This is a genomic window from Vibrio sp. HB236076 (assembly GCF_040957575.1).
Taxonomy (GTDB): domain Bacteria; phylum Pseudomonadota; class Gammaproteobacteria; order Enterobacterales; family Vibrionaceae; genus Vibrio.
This window is the reverse complement of the sequence record NZ_CP162601.1, coordinates 1,240,048-1,259,500: the sequence shown is the minus strand read 5'-3', so window position 1 is coordinate 1,259,500 and position 19,453 is coordinate 1,240,048. Positions and strand designations below refer to the sequence as shown.

General features: G+C 39.5%; 18 protein-coding genes. 1 reads left to right on the top strand and 17 read right to left on the bottom strand.

Annotated features, from left to right (window positions below):
- Positions 1–320 precede the first annotated feature (320 nt).
- The 5 genes from AB0763_RS05535 to AB0763_RS05515 form a co-directional block, all read right to left on the bottom strand.
- Positions 321–1,103: a phosphotransferase gene (locus tag AB0763_RS05535; protein ID WP_306101731.1), complete on the bottom strand. Its 783-nt coding sequence runs from the start codon at positions 1,101–1,103 to the stop codon at positions 321–323.
- Positions 1,104–1,239: 136 nt separating this feature from the next.
- Positions 1,240–1,830 carry a penicillin-binding protein activator LpoB gene (gene lpoB / locus AB0763_RS05530; RefSeq protein ID WP_306101732.1) on the bottom strand — a complete coding sequence of 197 codons (591 nt, stop codon included), beginning with the start codon at positions 1,828–1,830 and terminating at the stop codon, positions 1,240–1,242.
- 33 nt (positions 1,831–1,863) lie between these two features.
- Positions 1,864–2,244, bottom strand: a complete 381-nt coding sequence (locus AB0763_RS05525) for a YcfL family protein (RefSeq protein WP_306101733.1) — start codon at positions 2,242–2,244, stop codon at positions 1,864–1,866.
- Entirely contained in the window at positions 2,241–3,611 is a 1,371-nt protein-coding gene (locus tag AB0763_RS05520; RefSeq protein ID WP_306101734.1) for a COG3014 family protein, read from the bottom strand. Before AB0763_RS05520 ends, AB0763_RS05525 begins: the two co-directional genes overlap by 4 nt.
- A gap of 77 nt (positions 3,612–3,688) precedes the next feature.
- On the bottom strand, positions 3,689–4,039 hold the full coding sequence (locus AB0763_RS05515; RefSeq protein WP_306101735.1) for an HIT domain-containing protein: 351 nt from the start codon (positions 4,037–4,039) through the stop codon (positions 3,689–3,691).
- Positions 4,040–4,325: 286 nt separating this feature from the next.
- On the opposite strand from AB0763_RS05515, the gene AB0763_RS05510 reads away from it, so the two are divergent.
- Entirely contained in the window at positions 4,326–5,498 is a 1,173-nt protein-coding gene (locus AB0763_RS05510) for a DUF1887 family protein (RefSeq protein WP_306101736.1), read from the top strand.
- A 61-nt stretch (positions 5,499–5,559) separates the two neighbouring features.
- Here the strand turns inward: AB0763_RS05510 and udp are convergent, their stop codons facing one another.
- From udp to AB0763_RS05450, 12 genes are all read right to left on the bottom strand, one after another.
- Positions 5,560–6,324 carry a uridine phosphorylase gene (gene udp, locus AB0763_RS05505; protein ID WP_306101737.1) on the bottom strand — a complete coding sequence of 255 codons (765 nt, stop codon included), beginning with the start codon at positions 6,322–6,324 and terminating at the stop codon, positions 5,560–5,562.
- Between the two features lie 204 nt (positions 6,325–6,528).
- Positions 6,529–6,945, bottom strand: a complete 417-nt coding sequence (locus tag AB0763_RS05500; RefSeq protein ID WP_306101738.1) for a CBS domain-containing protein — start codon at positions 6,943–6,945, stop codon at positions 6,529–6,531.
- A gap of 235 nt (positions 6,946–7,180) precedes the next feature.
- Positions 7,181–8,467: an iron uptake transporter deferrochelatase/peroxidase subunit gene (efeB, locus tag AB0763_RS05495; RefSeq protein ID WP_306101739.1), complete on the bottom strand. Its 1,287-nt coding sequence runs from the start codon at positions 8,465–8,467 to the stop codon at positions 7,181–7,183.
- Positions 8,468–8,494: 27 nt separating this feature from the next.
- The gene (locus AB0763_RS05490; RefSeq protein ID WP_306101740.1) at positions 8,495–9,349 is read right to left on the bottom strand and encodes a cupredoxin domain-containing protein; all 855 of its coding nucleotides are present in this window, start codon (positions 9,347–9,349) and stop codon (positions 8,495–8,497) included.
- Between the two features lie 113 nt (positions 9,350–9,462).
- Complete coding sequence (efeO, locus tag AB0763_RS05485) at positions 9,463–10,278, bottom strand: iron uptake system protein EfeO (RefSeq protein WP_306101741.1); 816 nt, start codon at positions 10,276–10,278, stop codon at positions 9,463–9,465.
- Between the two features lie 11 nt (positions 10,279–10,289).
- Positions 10,290–11,123 (bottom strand): iron uptake transporter permease EfeU, encoded by an 834-nt coding sequence (gene efeU / locus AB0763_RS05480; RefSeq protein WP_306101742.1) that lies wholly within the window; start codon positions 11,121–11,123, stop codon positions 10,290–10,292.
- 116 nt (positions 11,124–11,239) lie between these two features.
- Complete coding sequence (locus AB0763_RS05475) at positions 11,240–12,637, bottom strand: EAL domain-containing protein (protein WP_306101743.1); 1,398 nt, start codon at positions 12,635–12,637, stop codon at positions 11,240–11,242.
- A 213-nt stretch (positions 12,638–12,850) separates the two neighbouring features.
- Positions 12,851–13,843, bottom strand: a complete 993-nt coding sequence (locus tag AB0763_RS05470; protein ID WP_306101744.1) for a tripartite tricarboxylate transporter substrate binding protein — start codon at positions 13,841–13,843, stop codon at positions 12,851–12,853.
- Positions 13,844–13,845: 2 nt separating this feature from the next.
- Entirely contained in the window at positions 13,846–15,915 is a 2,070-nt protein-coding gene (locus AB0763_RS05465; RefSeq protein WP_306101745.1) for a M50 family metallopeptidase, read from the bottom strand.
- Positions 15,916–15,917: 2 nt separating this feature from the next.
- Positions 15,918–17,243: an efflux RND transporter periplasmic adaptor subunit gene (locus tag AB0763_RS05460; protein ID WP_306101746.1), complete on the bottom strand. Its 1,326-nt coding sequence runs from the start codon at positions 17,241–17,243 to the stop codon at positions 15,918–15,920.
- Positions 17,233–18,069, bottom strand: a complete 837-nt coding sequence (locus AB0763_RS05455; RefSeq protein WP_306101747.1) for an efflux RND transporter periplasmic adaptor subunit — start codon at positions 18,067–18,069, stop codon at positions 17,233–17,235. Before AB0763_RS05455 ends, AB0763_RS05460 begins: the two co-directional genes overlap by 11 nt.
- The gene (locus AB0763_RS05450; protein ID WP_306101748.1) at positions 17,969–19,450 is read right to left on the bottom strand and encodes a TolC family protein; all 1,482 of its coding nucleotides are present in this window, start codon (positions 19,448–19,450) and stop codon (positions 17,969–17,971) included. The genes AB0763_RS05455 and AB0763_RS05450 overlap by 101 nt, the downstream gene beginning before the upstream one ends.
- Positions 19,451–19,453: the final 3 nt, after the last annotated feature.

Genomic DNA, 19,453 nt, shown 5'->3' with positions numbered 1-19,453 from the left:
ACCGTTATTTCACACCCATGAGATAAATCATGCTGAAAAATCCACCGGAACAATTAATCAAACACCATCCATAGGCAGAAGTATAAAATTGTAAAAAATCATATATAAACAGTGACTTCTATTGTAAAAAATCATACTAAGCCAACATACACTTCAACCGAAAACACCTAAGAACATTTCTTTTTAGCGTTTTTATTTTAAAAAAAGAATATTTACAGATAAATATCAAGTTTACTTCTTGATTCATCGAGGTTTATCTTAACCAAGTTGGTGAACTGTACAAAAAGGCCCCATTAAATATCATTGGTAAAGTTCGCCACTCATCTTGACTCTAACTGGGTAATGAGCTCGAAAATCACTGGGTTGTGAGGCGCTTTCAGGTCTTGCTGGTTGGCAATCATATACCAAAGTAACACCATTAAACGCACATGTGGAAACCACGCTAAAACGCTTTGCCACCACAGCGCCTCTTTAGGGTAGCCCAAACTTTGACAATATTGACTTACTACACATTTTGCCTCGGTGTGAGTGAGATTGATACAAATTAGCGCCAGTTCAATTCGTGGATCAGCCAGTGCCGAGTATTCCCAGTCGATCACTTTAAACTGTTGAGGCGTTTGGATCATATTGTGCGCACCAAGATCTAAATGACACAAACAATCCTGGGTCAAGAAAGTATCAGGAGGTCGACGAAGTAACTGGTAAATAGGCTCAATACGCGCTTTAATCTGACCATTTTGAATGGTATTCCAGTAGCGTGTGACAAGCCGTTCAAAATTAAGCGTGGGGAGGTTAGCACGCTCTAAATGAGCGGGTAAACGATGAATCGACACCATAGTACGGGTGAGTTCGGTAAGTGAAATCTGCTCTACCCTTTTTCCCGCAATCCATTCTACGAGCAATCCGTGTTTGGAACGCCAAACCGGAGCAGGAGCAAGCTCAGTACCTTGTAGAAAAGACAGAACCTGCGCTTCTTTCTCACGGCTAATCCCCACTAAAAACGCCGTTGTACTGACCGGTCGCCAAACGTATTCTAGCCCATTTTTTAACTGTATGTACCAACACTGGTTGGTCAAACCGCCCCCTAGCGGCATTGTTTTCATAGGGGGCGAGCAAAAAATGCCATCTAAATCAAGCAATGATGGCTCACAAGATTGAGCCTGATGCCAAGTTAAACTCTGGACCAAACCCTTTAAGCATTGTTGCATAAAAACATGATTTTCAATTTATCGCTCAAGCTTACAAACCAAATAAACTTTTCGATTGTTCTTTGCGAATTTCACTCTCATCGGCCCATTCAATTAAACCGGTTTTTAGATCCATCAGTCGCATTGTCATCTTGTAGTAGACATCTTTGTCACTTCCGGCTTGTTTAACAATACTCGATAAATTGCCATAGAGCATGTATTGCGCCCCCACCATCTGGCCAAATTCAATCGCGGATCTTTTATCGACTAACTCATCGTTATTTTGAAAGTTAAGCTGTTTTCTAACTGACTCAACTCTACCCATATCAACAAAACGGAACTTACCGGAATTCAGAAGTTTAGTAGAAATGGTATCCGTAATGGATTCGGTATCTATGTGTTCACTGGTTTTGTTTTTAATGCGTTCAACAAACACAATCGGTCTTTGATTGTGAGTGATATAAGAAACAGAGCCTGAACTCAACATACTGTCGACCATATCGCGGGCAATGGTTTGCAAATCCGTTGATCCAAAATCGGCAGTCGTGGTTTCAACCCCTTGTGGGTCGCCATAATTGACCACAGTTGAACAGCCTGCTGCTAACATGGCTACGCCAAGTAAACCTATCGTTCTCAGTTTCATATTATTTCCCTAATACTTTCAAGGTAATAAACATTATTTAATCTGCACTCGAAATTGTGTGCCTTGTATGGTCGGTGACGTATCGCTGATCACGACAACCTCATTGCTGTCGATGCGTTGCTGCTGCCAAGGCGATAAACGTTGGCTCACTTCCAATCCTTTATCATCATACCAATAAAAACGGTAGTTTAATGTCAGTGTTTTTGAAAATGTATTGTGAAGATAAACTTTGGCTAAGTGTCTCTCTTGGTCATTCACGCTTTGTAATTTAAGCACCTTGAGATTTTGAGCCAGTTCACTATCGGTAAAGATAACTTGTTGTTGGCTGCCATCCACTTTAATCCCTTCTGTCGAGTGATTAACACACCCACTAAGAGCGATAAGACCAACAAGAGCAACAACACATTTCATCATTGAATTTTCCCTAATTTCTTTTGCAATAAATGCACACCCATTGCTTGATTTGACAAAATCACTAACGAGGTTTCTCCGGCACTGACATCGATGTCAAAGCTTTGTCCAGCAATAGAGAATGGATACTTGCCCTCTGATAAAACCTGACTCGCGCTGTAAACCACCGCGGGCAATGTTTGCCAACTTCGTGTGTCGGGCTGTTCTGTTAGTGCATTCCACACATTCAGTGCCAAACCAAAACCGCCATTTCCAGCTTGACGGCTAATTTGAGTCTTGGCAATCAAGCGAATCATTTGACGAAAAACTAAACTTGGCAAACGCTCTCGTAAATGGTAATTCGCCATGGTATTCACATCCATCAACAATGAAAAATCGACGGATTGATTGCCCAGTGTGGCCTGTATCGGCGCTGAGTTTCTCTGTTGCGGATAATAAGGCAATGCAACCGAGTATAAGTTCACACCTTGACTGCGCGATAAAATCGGTAGACTGAGTTGCCAACCTTGCAAAGCCTCAACGGTGCCTTTTTCCGCAATCACGATCACTCGGCCTTGATTCGCCTTTAATTGCGTCACCGGTTGTGAGTAAGCGCGCAATAAATCGAGGTCGTCCTCAATGGCTAAAGACTGAGCAAGCGCTTTGGTTTGTGCGATCACTTGTGGATTAGTAGGCGCTACCGCTAAAGCGCGTTTTAAGTCAACATAAGCATCATTGTTATTACCTTGCGCTTGATAAAGTAGCGCTGACAGGAAAAACAAATACGCATTTTGATACCCACTCAGACCTTCGCTCGTGGGGTAGCGGGCCAGCACTTGCCCAATATTTGCTGAAAGTCCTTGCTCTGATAAGGCTGTTTTTTGTTTTGAAAGCGAGGCCTGACGAACTCGTTCAGCTTCTTCTTGCACCTGGTTCGCCAAGCGCATCTCAACCAATGCCCCTTCGAGATCGTTGCGTTGGATGTAATTAAGCCCTAAGTAAAGATGCAAAAAACCCAGCTCGTAATCACTCGGTGTATACGCGTTTACATTCTCATTCACTGCTAAAGCCGCGATGCTATCACTGGTATCGCTCAACGAAATTAACGCTTTGTTTTGCTGCTTTTCAACGGCCTTTTGACCCGCTTGCAGGGCGGTAAAACTTTGCGCTGGGTCGCCGGCTAGCCAAGCAATCCGCCCAAGCTCTAAATTGTCAAGAATATCACCGCCGATAGCTTGGTTTGACTGTTCGTTAAGCGCCGCTTGGTAATCACCGCGTTTAACATCCTGATAGACGCTTTGATGCTGAGCCGTATAATGACTAAACAAATTACCCATCGACAAGCTCGAGCACGCCGTCAACGTCAATAGACACGAGCTTATCAGGGCCATCTGCAAAGCTTTTTTCGGGTTATTCCTAAACCGCAAAGCCATAACCACCATTAACCTCAGTTAATCTACACAACGGCTTAGCCAACCAATAAGGGACCAAGTGGCCTACCGCCAACTAAATGCATGTGTATGTGGTAAACTTCTTGCCCACCGTACGCGTTGCAGTTCACTATCAAGCGGTAACCATCTTCAGCGATACCCTCTTGTTGAGCAATTTTTCTCGCCACAGTAAACATTCTCCCCAACATCAATTCGTCGTCTTCTGTCACATCATTGACGGTAGGAATGAGTTTATTAGGAACGATGAGAACATGGCTGGGTGCTCTTGGGTTAATATCACGAAAAGCCGACACTAAGTCATCTTGGTAAACCATATCTGATGTTAATTCACCGCTGATAATTTTTGTAAAGATGGTTTCTTCAGCCATTGTTTTCCCTTTTTAGATTTTGTATCTGAGCATATCGACGTTTCTCAACCGACAAAACTCACTTGTTCGACTATTCTATGACACTTTATTGACAGAATATATCCATCCAAAGTGGCTTTTTATTTGAAAAGACAGTTTTTCAGAAAAGTGGCTTGCGTACAACTTGAGTCAGATCAATTTTCTTTTTTATTTAACCTTACCCTTGCAATCAAAAAATTAAACAGCATATCTTAACTATATCTATTGCTTTAAGGCAAAAGCAACGACTGTTTTATGAGGAATGCCCATGGCTATTCACGTCGGTATTATTGATAAAGATCCCATCCGTTTGGTGACACCACTACTCGATAGCCGTTCTATTAGTAACCACATTGTTTTCATCGGAGATATCAGTCAACAAGTTCTATTTACAAGACTGCAACAAGTACTCAGTGAACACCAGATCAGTGCCGAGTTTTTTGAAATACCTCAAGGCGCGAACACCACCACCCTAAAACAAGCTATCAAAACCCTAGCGCAAGACTTAGATCAACGTCACCAAGAAGTTAAGCTCAATGCTAGTTGTGGCTTACGCCATCGATTACTGTCTGTCTATGAAGTCTTTCGCTCTTATCAATGGCCTATTTTTGTCGTTGAGCCAAAGAGCGACAAGCTGTGTTGGCTTTACCCTGAGAGAGACGACGACGCTCAAGTACAAGACAATATTACGATAAGTGATTATTTGACTATTTTCGGCGCTCGTGGTGAGTTCAACCAAGTCGACACGCCAACGACATTAGATCATACCCTCTATCAACTCGGTGAACGTTGGGCAAGTAATGCCCTTGAACTCGGCCCAGGTTTAGCGACCCTTAATTATCTCGCCACCACATGCCGCAAAGAACAATGCTTAGAGGTAAAATTAACTGAAAAGCAGCAAGGCTATCGCGAACTCAATATACTCCTCACCGATTTAGTTGAAGCGAATATCGCCACTTATCACAATGGGTTGCTCTGCTTTGCTAACGAAGATGCCAGACGGTTTTCCAATGGAGAATGGCTAGAAACATTGGTTCACAGTACCGTGCGTGACATCCAAAATACCATGCCAACCATTCAAGATCGCTCGCTTAACGTCCAAGTCTATCGAAAACTCGGTGATTATGAAGTTCGCAACGAACTCGATGTCGCTACTGTTGTAAACAATAAGCTGCATATTATTGAATGTAAAACCAAAGGGATGAGAGATGATGGTGATGACACGCTGTACAAACTAGAATCGCTTCGAGATCTGCTTGGCGGTTTACAAGCGCGAGCCATGCTGGTGAGTTTTCGACCTTTGCGCCATAACGATATTACCCGAGCACAAGATTTGGGACTGGCTATTATCGGCCCAGATGAATTGAAAGATTTAAAACAACATTTGGTTAACTGGTTTGTTGAAGCTGGGGGTAATGATGATTGCCAAGTCAGTTTATAATGGATAGAAAATCGACATAGGACCCAGTCACCTGGGCCCTTTATTTAATCACTGAGGAAACTTAGGCCGTTAACAAGTTTTTTGCTGCCGCAACGACAACGGCAATCGAGCGTTTTTCCGTCTCTTTGAGCGTCTCGTGATCGGGCGTTTCTTGCTGGCTGCGGTTAATAATAACTCCAGCCACACAACCGGCTTGCAAACCTGAACTGGCACACATGGTTAACAAGGTTGCTGACTCCATTTCAAAGTTCAGTACGCCCATGTCTTGCCACTCTTTCATTGAGCCTTGGAATCGACGCACAACTCGACCACTAAAGGTGTCGTAACGCTCTTGACCTGGGTAAAAAGTATCACTTGATGCGGTCACTCCAGTATGGACTGTAACACCAGACTCTACAGCTGCCGATTTCATCGCCGTCGCAACGTCAAAATCAGCGACTGCAGGAAATTCTAATGGGGCAAAGTGAGTGCTAGCACCGTCAAGTCTCACCGACCCTGTCGTTACGATCATATCCCCTACATTGACATGGGGTTGAATAGCGCCTGTAGTGCCGACACGCAAAAAGCGCGTTACACCTAACTGAGCTAACTCTTCCACCGCAATCGATGTTGAAGGACCGCCAATTCCGGTTGAACAAATCACCACAGGATGACCTGCTAATTGTGCACGGTAAAGTGTATATTCGCGATGACTGGCCAGAAAAACGGGGTTCTCCATCAGATTGGCAATTTTTTCCACTCGAGCAGGGTCGCCGGGAATGATCGCCAACGTAGAGCCAGCGAGATCTTCTTTCGTCACCCCTAAGTGAAATACGGCATTAGACATGGTCGTCTCCTAAATTATGATTTTTTTGTGCGGGTACATAATGCACTTTACCGCGCACCAAAAAAAATATCATGACATAAATCACAATTTATCATAGGAAATTACAACCAATTTCACAAAACAATGAGATAAACTGCAAAAAAACAAGTTTAACCGCTCAATAAAGTGGCTTTCAAAGCTTTACTCGACAGCACTGGCCAGACATTATACCGGGTGGCGAAAACAATCATCCAAGCTTAAACTCACTGCTTTCAGAACCTGGTGACGAGAGATCACACCCACTAATTTACCATCATCAATGACGGGGTACATTTTGGGTTTACCTGCCTGTATCATTTGTGCCAGCTCAATGATTGGCATACTAGACGGTACTGAGAGAACTTCACGATGCATGCAATCTTCTACAGTGTGACTGTCTTGGCAAAAATAGCTCGCTTTAACTAGACTGTCCAACAAGTCTTGTTCAGACAGAAAACCAATGACTTTTTTTTGCTCATCAATGACTGGCCCACCAAAGAGTTCACTGTTGATCACTTTGTGCAGTGCCGCACTCAATGGCATTTCTTTACTAAAAGTAATAGCCTGTAACGTCATAAAATCTTTTACTAACATGGTTTTCATAAGCCACCTCCGTGGTGGTTAATATGGCCTTATCTTAATTGTCGACCATATTTTAATTTTTGCTAATCAGAGCGGCATTTTTTATTCATTCTATTAATATTTTCAAATTAAACGTTCATCGAGTTACGTCTTCAAACTATCAAACTGGCAGACAGTAGCTCTCTAAAAATCTAAAAAAAGCGGCCATGAATATGGCCGCTTGTCGATTAGCAAAGGAGGCTTCAGTCGTACTCACCTAAGTCTCAAGTAATTTTTGCCCGAGATACTCACCTTGTTTAACGCCAGGAAGGGCAAAATAGTAACCACCACCAAAAGGTTTTATATACTCTTCTAACTCTTCTCCGTTCAGTCGGCCTTGAGTGGCAATAAAACCTGTCATTAGATCCGCTTGATAACCAATGAACAATAGTCCCACGTCCAATTGACCGTTGAGCGCGGTGTTATAAGAGTAACTGTAACTGCGTCTTAATAAGAGATATTCAGGCATTCCCTCAGTTCGTGGGTTTGCTCTTCTCATGTGCGACCCCAACAGAATTCGTTGGCCCTTAGGATCGCTCTGATAATCAGGGTCATCATGCTCATGACGCTTACCTATTGGAGCTCCTGTATCGCGGTGACGACCAAAGATAGCCTCTTGCTCTTGCAGTGGCGTTCTATCCCAGTGCTCAACAAAAAAGCGAATTAAGCGCACGACTTGATAACTGCCACCGTGCGCCCATTTTGGTTCATTCCTGCTATTGACCCACAACATTCGATTGACAACTTCCGGTTGATTCGGTGGGTTGACCGTCCCATCGCGAAATCCAAGCAAGTTAATCGGGGTTCTTCGCCCTTGAGAAGCGGCTGCATGGGGAGAAATAAAACCATCACGACGCCATTTCACTGACAAATAGGCTGGTGTATGTTTGATAATATCTCGCAACGCATGCAGGGTCGTATCGGCACTATTTGCACAAAATTGAATTAAGAGATCGCCGTGACACCACTCACTTTGTAATCCATCATTGGGAAATTGTGTCATGGTCATTAACTGACTTGGCTTTAAGTCACTAAGCCCAAAACGTTCATCAAATAATGAAGCACCAACAGAAACCGTGATAGTTAAATTATCAGGATGAATGTATGGCCCGAGCATCCCTGAATCAAGTGGTGGGTATTTGTCATTTCTACTAGGCGCTTTACCACCGCTCATTAAAAAGTCACTGCGCTGCGTCAAAATCTTAAATAAGGCTTGTAAACCAGCTTTATCAACCGCTAACACATCAAAAGCGACAATTGCCGCATTTGCTTGTTGAGCAGTCACAATACCGGATTGATGAGTGCCGTAAAAAGCCTGCGCTTGCTGTTCCGCCTGCGTTGTTTGCAGGTCGTCAACCGCTGGTTTACGCCCTTCAGCAAGGTGATTTTCAGTGGCTCGAGAAAAACCAGAATACGCTAACGCTCCACCGGCGAGGCCGACCAAACCCTTCAACATTTTTCGGCGACTGGCAGCCTGCGGTTTGTGCGTTTGTGATTTACTCATTAAGAAGTGAAAAGGACAGGACAAAACTTAACCCTCTTTAGAAAAGTATGACGCGAGTGTCGATAGATCTGCGGCTAATTTAGCCCTGCCCTCTTTCTTTTCTCGCCATTGTTGAAAATCCATATTTGCCATTTGCCATTCTTGCGGTGCCACTTTTGACATAAAAGGCTCAACTAGTGCAAAGACTTTCGTTGTGGCTTGTTCGATACCGTCGTCCAGTGTCTGATTGTCATTTTTTTCTTGCAGACGTCGACTTAAAACCAACAGTGCTTTTTCGACACTGAATGAATTTTCTCGTATCGTATTTTTCCACTGTTCTAATTGTTCAGTACGTTTTGAACCTTCTTGCCAAAAATCATCACTGGCTACATTGCCGTCCCACATTGGAGACAAGGTCAATAATGTATAATAATCTTTGCCATTAATATCTGTTGTTGTCTTGGTCAGTGTTCGGCTTTGTACTACCAAATAAAAACTCAATTCCGCGTTGGCGGTGATTCGATCGTCATTGGATATGGTCAATATCGTTCCATCATCATATTGATCGACAATGAGCTTACCTTGAGGGTTTGTCAGTAAGCCACAGGTTGTTTGATATTCACCAGGCTCAAGATCTACCGTCATCTTTTGATAAAATCCGGGCGCGATATTTTCTCGCTCAGCAACAACTCTTACGCCATCTAAAATCTCCCATTCAAGAGAACGCATACTTTGATTGGTAATAATAAAACGGTGCTTACCTGCGCTTAGGTGTAAGTTCATTGGTTCACATTGTCGATCGTTTACCGAAACCTTAACGTCATCAATTTGGGCGCCCCAAGTCGATACCGAGATCAAGCATCCGAGTGTAAAAAGCGAGAGTGAAGTAAATTTTGTTGACATGTTTTGCTCACAGTTTGACTGGCATGTGTTTTCAACAGAGTGGTAGTTAGCTACCAATAGCATTTTTTACAACCTCTGTAAGCGTGGATACTTACAGAGGTTTCTTTTTTTAGTTAGTTAAGGCCCAACACACCACGTAATTGTGATAAATCTTCAGCAAGAACCGTAATTGGCCCTTGTAACGCTTTACGGTCATTCTTTGTTAGGTGATCGTAAGTCTTATAACCTTGACCTTGTTTGTAACGCGCCAGAATAGTGTCTACCGTTTTGAAGTTGGCCTCAATACGGCCTAATAACTCTGGGTTTTCTTGCTGTAAAATCGGTTTCAACAAGGAAACAATTTTTTTAGACCCGTCGACGTTTGCTTGAAAATCCCACAAATCTGAGTGGCTGTAGCGGTCTTCTTCACCACTTATTTTAGACGCTGCCACTTCTTCGATAAGACCAGCAGCACCATCTACCACATCACTAGCGGGAAAAGCCAAATCGGTCAAGCGGTTACTCAACTCGGCACTGTCTTGGTAAAGGCGCTCAGCAAGTGACTCCATTCCTTGGGTAGAATGATCAACCCAAAGGGCTTTTTCCAAACGATGAAAACCAGTGAAATTAGGATCATCGACACCTTGCTCGTAATCATCAGCACGTGCATCCATGCTGGCATCAAGATCAGCAAAAAGCTCAGCGACAGGTTCAATTCGCTCATAGTGAATACGAGCAGGAGAATAAAGGTTTTTCGCTTTTTCAACATCGCCCGCTTTAATAGCATCAGTGAAAGCCTTAGTATCTTTTACATAAGCCTCCACTTCTTCCATGACATACAACTTGTATTCTGTCATCGGTTTGGTTAATTGAGCATGGCTAGATTGGGCGAACGCACCTTGACTTAACGCCGTTGTAATCAGAGCAAGTAAGCTCAGTGAGTGTTTCATTGATGATTTCCTTAATTTGAAGTTTTTTTATCAACGTGATGACTTTGGCTAAAATAAAACCAGATCATGGCCGGAACCAAGTAAAGGGCGTACACGCTAACTTCACTGACAGTTGGTGCTTCTTGATAACCAAACAAACCTTCTAAAAGTGTGCCTAAAAAAGAATGGGTAGAGAGGTAATGGCTGAAATTAAAAGCAATTGATTGCCAGTGGTTCCATAGACCGGCTTCATGAAAAGCTCGAATAGCACTGGCACTCAGTCCAGCGGCAACGAACAAAATGAATAAAGAGCTGTATTTAAAAAATGACTGTAAAGGCACTTTGATAGAGCTGTAAAAAAGCACTAAACCTATCGTCACCGCTGCGACAATACCGGTTAATGCCCCGATAGGAGCTAAAATTCCGACATCTTGTGTGAATGCAGCTAATAGAAAAAAAATAGATTCTAAACCTTCTCGAGCAACAGCAAGAAATACCATCAATACCAGGGCTAACCCTTGGCCATTTTGACGAGATAACGATTGGTCGATGGCATTGTGTAGCGTGGTTTTTATATTGCGACTGGCTTTGGTCATCCAAAGCACCATAGACGTTAATAAAGCAACGGCAATGACCGCAACAACACCTTCGAACAATTCTTGTTGCTGTTGAGGAAATTCACCACTTGAAACGTGTATAAACCAACCCAGTAAACCACAACCACTCACCGCCAACACAACACCAAACCACATGGCCTTCAACCATTGGGTCTGTTGAGTCTGCTTTAAATAGGAAGCGATGAGTACAACGATAAGAGTGGCCTCTAAAGCCTCTCGTAACATAATAAGGAAAGGAACAAAAAACATAACCCAGATATCAAATGCCAATGAGAATAGTTAGCATTTAATCACTATCAAGCGCTGAAATCTACGGCATAATTTTGTATATTCTCAGAGAGTTTTATTCATAAAACAAATAAAAACTAAAAATAATCTTCAAAAAAAGTATCTAACGGTATAGCTTTACTATAAAAATAACCTTGTAAGCAATCAACACCGTGGATCACGAGGAAATCTCGTTGCGCTTCATTCTCTACGCCCTCTGCCACCGTCGGGATATTAAGTCGTCGAGTTAAATCCAACATATTGTGAATAATGTGGTTAGATTGACTACTGCTATTAATTAAATCAACGAAACTTTTATCAATTTTAATAAAATCTACATCAAACATTTGCAAATATGTCAGACTCGATGTCCCAGTACCAAAATCATCAATCGAAATAGAAACATCAATCGACTTAAGTTTTTTATAGTGTTCAAGAATGTCAGGGGTTAAGTTTACTTGCTCCCTTTCTGTCAACTCAAGCACTAAGGATATTTGCTCTTGGCTAAAACAACGAATAAACCTCTCACATTGCTCGATAATACGATATTCTGTCAGTTGCTGAGCAGTTATATTGAATGATAAATGAAACTGGTCCAAACGCTCTTTATTTTTTAACCCATAAACGGTGAACTCATCCATTAAATATGCTGTTAAATAATTTGCTGTTCCACTTTTCTCTACTAAATCAATGAATTCATCTGGATAAACAAGACCCAATAATGGGTGCTGCCAGCGAACGAGAATTTCTCCACCATGGATTTTATTCGCAGAATCGTGAATGGGTTGAATATAAGCTTGAATTTGTTTTAGATGGATCGCTTTTAATACTTTTTTTGCTAGATAGTTTGGGCTATTAAACCATCGATAAAGTTGGAAGCTTATCAATACAGAAGGAATGAAACTAAGGGCTAGAAACCCGAACAAAGACTTAAAAATGAATTGATAAAACCCTGAGATTGTGACGCTCGATTCAATATAAAAGGGGTAAGATTCGGATTGATACACTTTTTTCAAAACCAAATCTACATCATCATAGAGGCTTATCACACTGCCATCTGTCAAAATAATACTGGGCTTGATGTACATCGGATTGACTTGTAGTTGCTCTTGTAAGGCGGGAAGTGATAACTCAAACTGTTGATTATTATCCTGATAGAAAACCGACTTCGACTCAAGTTTCCCTGGTCCAAGGCTCAAATCCTGAATAAGTAAGGATTGATTATCGATTGCTAGACCATACCAACCCGTTTGTGAGTCACAACTTCCAGTAAGTAGATCGACTTTATAAGACAAAGCGCCGGGTATGGTCAGTAAATGGCGATTAATGTCATTGAGATAACGCAAACAACTATCTCTATCGCTGATAGAAAACAATGTCCTGACATCCTGAACCGACGTTAGCAAATGCTCTAAATGTGAAAAAACGTTAGCCGTTTCATTATCTCTTTGTTGCTCTAATTGATTTTTAAGGTAATAAAATGAAGCCGCCGACATAACGAGCATCAATACAAGCAAACACAACGTACTGTAGAATAACGATGTGGCTCTATGAAAATCCTGATAACCAAACCGAGAAAATCGTTTACTCAAGAGATTCGTTTTGTACCAACGCACACTTCACCAAAACCAGTAAGATAAAATAGAGAACAATCATAAAGATAAAATTTCAACAAAACAACCAGTTAGAAAATTAATTGTCACTATCGACTAACTTATCTTTGAGATTTGGTATTTATCAAACAAGACAGCATAGGCGTCCTTATCACTGTTAAGCCGAATAGACACCTCCAATGGGCTAATCGAATTGACTTCCATGAGATACTTCTCCTCGACCATACGCTTGAATTCATCGTCACTTTTAATCTGGTCGAGTGTTGATATGTAAAAATCAAGCATATCTTGAGAAATGTTAGCCGGAGCCATCAAACCAATCCAACCATTGAGATCTACCCCCTCAACACCATTTTCTTGTAAGGTAGGTATGTCAGGTAACAAACGAGAACGTTGCGCTGAGGTCACCGCGAGCATTCTGAACTGACCAGACTCAATAAATGGCTTGGCGATACCGGGAACAAGAAAAGCTGCCGCTAATTCACCATCGAGTAAATCTTCAACGATTAAACGCATTCCACCATAATAAACCGAGCGCAAGGCGACTTTCTTCTCACGCGACAAAATTAAGCAAGCTAAATGGCTTTCCGAACCGTAAAGCGCAGCGCCAATATCACGGTAAGAGGGATTGTCTCTTATCCATTGCACATAATCGTCAACACTGAGAACATCATCGGGGACGTTCGGGCCAACTACCAATGCAAAAGTAAAATCACCAAATGTTCCAATTGGAGTAAAGTCATTAATTGGGTCAAACGGAAGCGTCTTATAAAGCGTTGGATATACACTCATCATAGCACTAGTGACTTGAATTAAGTTATTTATTCCTGGTTGTGTATTTTTTACAATCGTCGGTGCTTTCAAGCCACGATATGAGGTCTCATTGATATAATTAAAAACGTGATTTGGGTACATAGAATTGAATTTATTTATAATGTTACGCCCCAAGATTCCTGCAATACCTTCTTTATTAAATCCAAAATAAATGTTCGATTGACCGATATAGTCATCTTTCGCTAACAAAGGAATAGGTGACAAACCAGAGAGAGTAAACAAACTTGAATTTATTATAAAACGTCTTCTGTTCATAACTAGCGCCTCATCTCTTGAAGTAAAACTTTCCAAAGTTGCTCAGTGTAAATAGAAAAATAACTTTTATTATCTACAGGAATAGACAAACTGCCGACTAATTTATTATTTAGATCTACGTCACTGGCAACAGTAAAATACAATTTAAAATAGGTTTCATTTGGCACAAATCCGTTAGAGCTTTCATCTTTAACTAAGATTCGACCGCCATGCCTTGAAGTAAGCACTACTTCATCAATAATTTTTGCTGCAGTGTTGTCTATTTTATAAATATTTACCATAAATGGATCAATAGTGAGATCTTTAGGGTAAAACTTTGCTTCTATCGGTAAAGTGATTCTCTTGAAGTCACTTTCTTGAATGTATGAAACACCTAACATTTCATCTGTGAGTACTTCACCTAGCTTTGTCCCCTTGGCTAAAAAACGCCCTATCGTGATATCTGATATTGTATCTACCAACGTTCCAGACAAAGAAGACTGTATCCTCAATTCAGAAGATGATTCCATAAGCCCTGATATTGCTTCTTGTACTTCGTACAAACGTTGGTAGAGAATAACTAACTCTCTTTTATCTTGTTCGTTACCGGTAACACCATCTATTTTATACTGGATTAACTCTTGTTCGCGCATTCTTTTTTCAAGCTGATTCTCTATGTCAATAGAAGACAAAATCAACAAATCATCCCCTTGATTTATAGAACCATTTTTATACTTTTTTATCTGCGTGACTAATCCAGATTCCGCTGTATATATAGGGCTGTATAGGTTAGTTACTGTTGCAGGAGAGATAACCCTCGTATTAATTGGAAAAAATGAGACAACTAATAACATAAAGACAAAAAATGAAATAGCAAACTTTCTAACGAGTGTTGTTTCTTTAAACAACGAATAACAAGAAATGACATAAGAAAAGAATGGACTCAAAACATAAACACCAAAAAAGTAAAAAGCAACCAAGGTTAACAAAAGATAACTATTAAAATAATAAACAGCAAAACAAACAGCAAAAACAACAAACACACGATAAATCTTTGTTAACATACCATAAATGTAAATGAATATTTTTTGTTTCACCGTAAACAATGAAAAATCATCATTTTTACGAGAGCAATTAAAAATAAAAGATTCCGTAATGTATAAAAAGTAATTACCCGCTCTTGAATGTAAGTTATCTATCTCTAAACAATCCGAGAGCACATAATAACCATCAAATTTAGCTAATGGATTTAAATTAACAAGTAAACTCATCACCCAAGATGAACTTGAAATAACAAAATATATTTCCTTTAGAAAACCATCTGGTGAAACAAACCAAAGAAACGTAGCTAATACGGCAATGATCAATTCAACTTTGATACCCGCAAGAGAAATTGAAACTCTGTCATACTTAGATTCTAACTCTTCAGTTCTCTCTATCTCCGTATACAACAAAGGAAATCCAAAAAAAGTTACAATACCAAAATTTCCAACCGTAGCACCGAGTTTCTTTGCTATAAATGCATGTGACATCTCATGAAAAACTTTCACAAAAACAATAGCAAAAAAATACAACCAAAAACCGTTAAAGTTAAATAGATTTTTACTGTAATTAATATATTGAGACCACGAACCAGACAAAAGGTAAAGATTCAAAAAAAACAAAGCTATAACAAAAACTTTAAACTTTAAACTATCTAAAACACCAAACAAAAAACAAACAAAAAAACTCACCTTATTAAATGAGACTATCGGGATCTTGGAAAACAAAATACCTTTGATTGAACCAGTAGAATCTTGATTGAATTCTTTATTCTTATCTGATAGCAACTCATTTTGTTTCAAAAACTGGTATAACGACTCAATTTCTTTTTCTGAAACCATAGACCCAGCTCTTTGGAATGCTAAACAAATATCATCGACATTATTCCCATTCCAATTATTTAATATCTGAACATCCTGATGAGAAATTAAAAAATATTTATTTCTTATCGGATCAAAAATTTTCCAAGATTGGCCAGTACTTTGTTTGAAATCACCTTTAATTATCTTTAGATTACTTCTTAATCGAGGGAGACAATTTTCATTTTCCATGGCTACAGACCTAAAACCATGCGTATGTGATGAAAAGGCCCTTTTGTCATTTGTAAAATTAGCGGAGAGTAATCACCATAAATTCGTGCTGTTCCACGAGCACCAATACGGTTAATGTAATCAGAAGAAGTTAAAGCGTAGGCTGTGTAACTGATTTCACCATTGTTTTGTTCACTAGGAAGAAAGCTAACGGATTCTATCTTTGCTGAATAACCACCAAGTGGGGCAGAATCTAAATAAATGGAAACTTCGCTACCCTTTTTAACTTGAGATAATTCATGAACCGGTATTGCTATCTTGTATTTAAATTCTGTGGGATTTGCTATCTCGATAATTTTTTCACCCATCTTAACTGGTCTACCTTCAATATCTGACTTATTCGTAAAAATAGGTACACCTTTGATATTAGAAAAAATAATTGTTCGATTAAGAATTTCCTGTGCATAATCTCTTTCTAGTTTTGCTAACTCCAGTTCCGTTTTGGTTACTGGTATCTCATATGATGCTTTGTTGTCATAAAAAGCCAACTCTTGGACGTTTGCTAGTTTCGCTTGCGACACTTGAAATTTTTTATCAGCCAGTCTAAATTCATTTCTCGCTAAAAGATCATCAAATAAAATAAGTTTTGTTCCCTCTTCTATATCCTGATTGACATCGACAAGCACCTTGTCCACCACACCATCAAAAGGGGCTGTAACAATGAATGGGGCTTTAGCTACCACTTCAACGGGAGCAATAATACTGCTTGGAAAAGGGATTAAACAAAGCAAAGAAATAAATAACACAAAGAGCTTTAATTTATTAAACTTACTCGAGTTAAACGTAAACCTTAGATAGGACATTGAATAAAAGTAGACAGTTAATACTTTTTTTAGTAACTCAACCTGTCTCTTTTCAATGCCTTTTTTTGTAATAATAGCAATATAGTATTCTTTCTTATGGTTATTTTTAACATCGTCCTCATTGTAGTTTTTTAGTTTAAAAAAGCTCAAGAAATTTTTTCTACTTGGGTGTTGATCGAATTCGCAACCCAACATTTCGTCATCATTATTTTTATATAACTTAACAAGTTGGTTTTTTACATATTCAAGATACTCAGAGCTTTCCGAGTATTCGGTTACATCACTTACACCGCGAATTTCCACACGGCCATTTTTGATTGAACAAAAGACAGAAAAATCATAACTAATTAATTCACGCAACTTATTACAAATATGGAAAATAAACTCATCTTTACTTTTAACCTTTCTAATGGACTCTTCAAATGCCAACAATCGGATGGCTGACAAAGCAAGCTGATTGTTTATGTTTTGTTCTTTAATTTCCATCTAAACCACGCTGTTCAAAATAGGCAAAACCACTCATACCTGGATAAATATTTCTTATGTCATTTTTATCTAATTTTATTTTCGACACTATTTTTATCGTTTTACTAACTGAGTCAACCATTGGGATAATATTCAAAACACTGCTTTTTAGTTCAAATTTGTTTTCATCAATAATAAAAGTAAAGTCATCACCTACATTTAACCAACGTAACCATACTGAAGGGACAATAACTTCAACATTTAATTCATTTAAATTGACAATACTTAATAGCTTTTCATATTGCCTAACCGCCTCGTACTTGTTAACAAATTTATCTATTACATAACCATTAAATGGAGCATTCACCGTACAGTTCTTCCTCTCTATCACTAACACTTGCAATTCAGATTTTGCTTTTTGTAACTCAGCACGAGAAATATTCAAATCAAAACTTCCGATAGAATTGAAGTCACGTAACGTCTCATTATTTTTAACTTGCTGCTCTTTTATACTCACCTCTGAGCGTGATGATGATATTTTTTGATTTAATATTGAACAGTCAAACTGAACTAACTTTTCACCTTTATTAAACTTGTCACCAATACTACTAGGGAGTAATTCAATTTTTCCATTCATTTGCGACGATAAAGTGGCAATCTGACTAGCTTTAACCAATCCTCTTACTTTCTTAACTTCATTTGCACTTACATGGCTGGCGAAAACAATACAATAAACAATTATCGATTTAACGAATTTGTCGTAACACCAAAGCTCTCTCAGTCCAAAATGTCTCCAAATCCTCTGCCAAGCTGTAAATTGACGTTTGATCATTAAAGTTAAATTCATAATTATCCAATCCCATTGAAGCGAATATATTTGCGTATGCATTTTGCATTTCAGAATAAGCAGAATCATAATTTATCTCAGTTAAAATATAATTCATTTTTTCTTTTACTAACTTCTGCTCACTAACGAGTGAAGACTTATAACCCGCTTCGGTCAGGTCTAATACTCTTGATTGAACATCATACGTTTGTTTAATTGTATTTAATTCTTGAGAAACACGAATAAACCTTGCTCTTGCAACATGAACTTGAGTCATAACCGCCATAACCAGAGCTTTTTTTCTGGCGTCAATGACTTTCTCTTCAGCAATAATAGTTTTTTTTCTCAATGGGTATTTAAAGACTGAAAGCAAATCCCAACTGACTTGACTGCTAAAGCCATACCACTGATCATTATATAGGTAACTATTACTGTTATAATTAGTGCCGAACATTAAGTTAAATGTTGGTAACGATTCTAGAAATGCTCTATCCAACTGTGCATGGTTGAGCTTTTTCTGATAAAGCAGTTCTCTTAACTCTGATCGATAATACAAAGCCGTTCTCACCATTCTTTTCACTGAACCAGGAAGTAGCGGAACGATGGAAGAACGTTCAGGGATTTCTAATCTGTATTTAGTTGAAGGGGGTAAGTCCATCAACGCAGCCAACTGGTATTTGGCCAGAAGTAGCTCTCTTTGAATTTTTTGTACTTGAGACTGTATTTTTAGTAACTCAAGCTGGTAGGTAAGAATAGGCAGTAAAGCAACTTTCTTCGTTTGCTCTAAAGTATAGGCTCTCTGAAGCGCTTCTTGAGCAAGTGCTTCTAGTTCGAGTAATTTTCTGTAACTCCTTTCAGCACTGATGGTTCTCCAGTAAGCGGTTCTTACATCTTCAATAATGCGATTAATAACTTTGCGGCGATTTTCTCTTGCTATTTCAAGCTGAATTTTGGATTCATCACTGCCGACAAGTCCAAGTGCAACATCAATTAAATTCCAACTTAACGTTAAATCTCCCGTTATGTAATCTTTATCAGTAGAGGTGGACGGCTCAAGTGATTCGTTCCCTGATAATAGGGAACGACTACGCGAACCCGCTTCATTATTGCGGTTAGAAAAACCCAAAGCCGCAGTTAATGTTGGCCATATACCTGTCTTAGCCAAATCTTGCCTAAGCATTAAATATTCCGTTTCCCTGCGTTCAACAAGATCGTCTAAATTGTATTTTAATGCCCTAGCCATGGCTTCATATAATGTTATCGGCTTAACGACAGGTTCTGCACTGGCTAAATAATCTTGCAACTCTTGTTGCGCAAATTTAGCTTCATCAACCATATTCAACGGTTCATCAATGTGACTAGCACAACTTGTCAACAAAAGTAGTAAGGGCAAATACTTCATCTT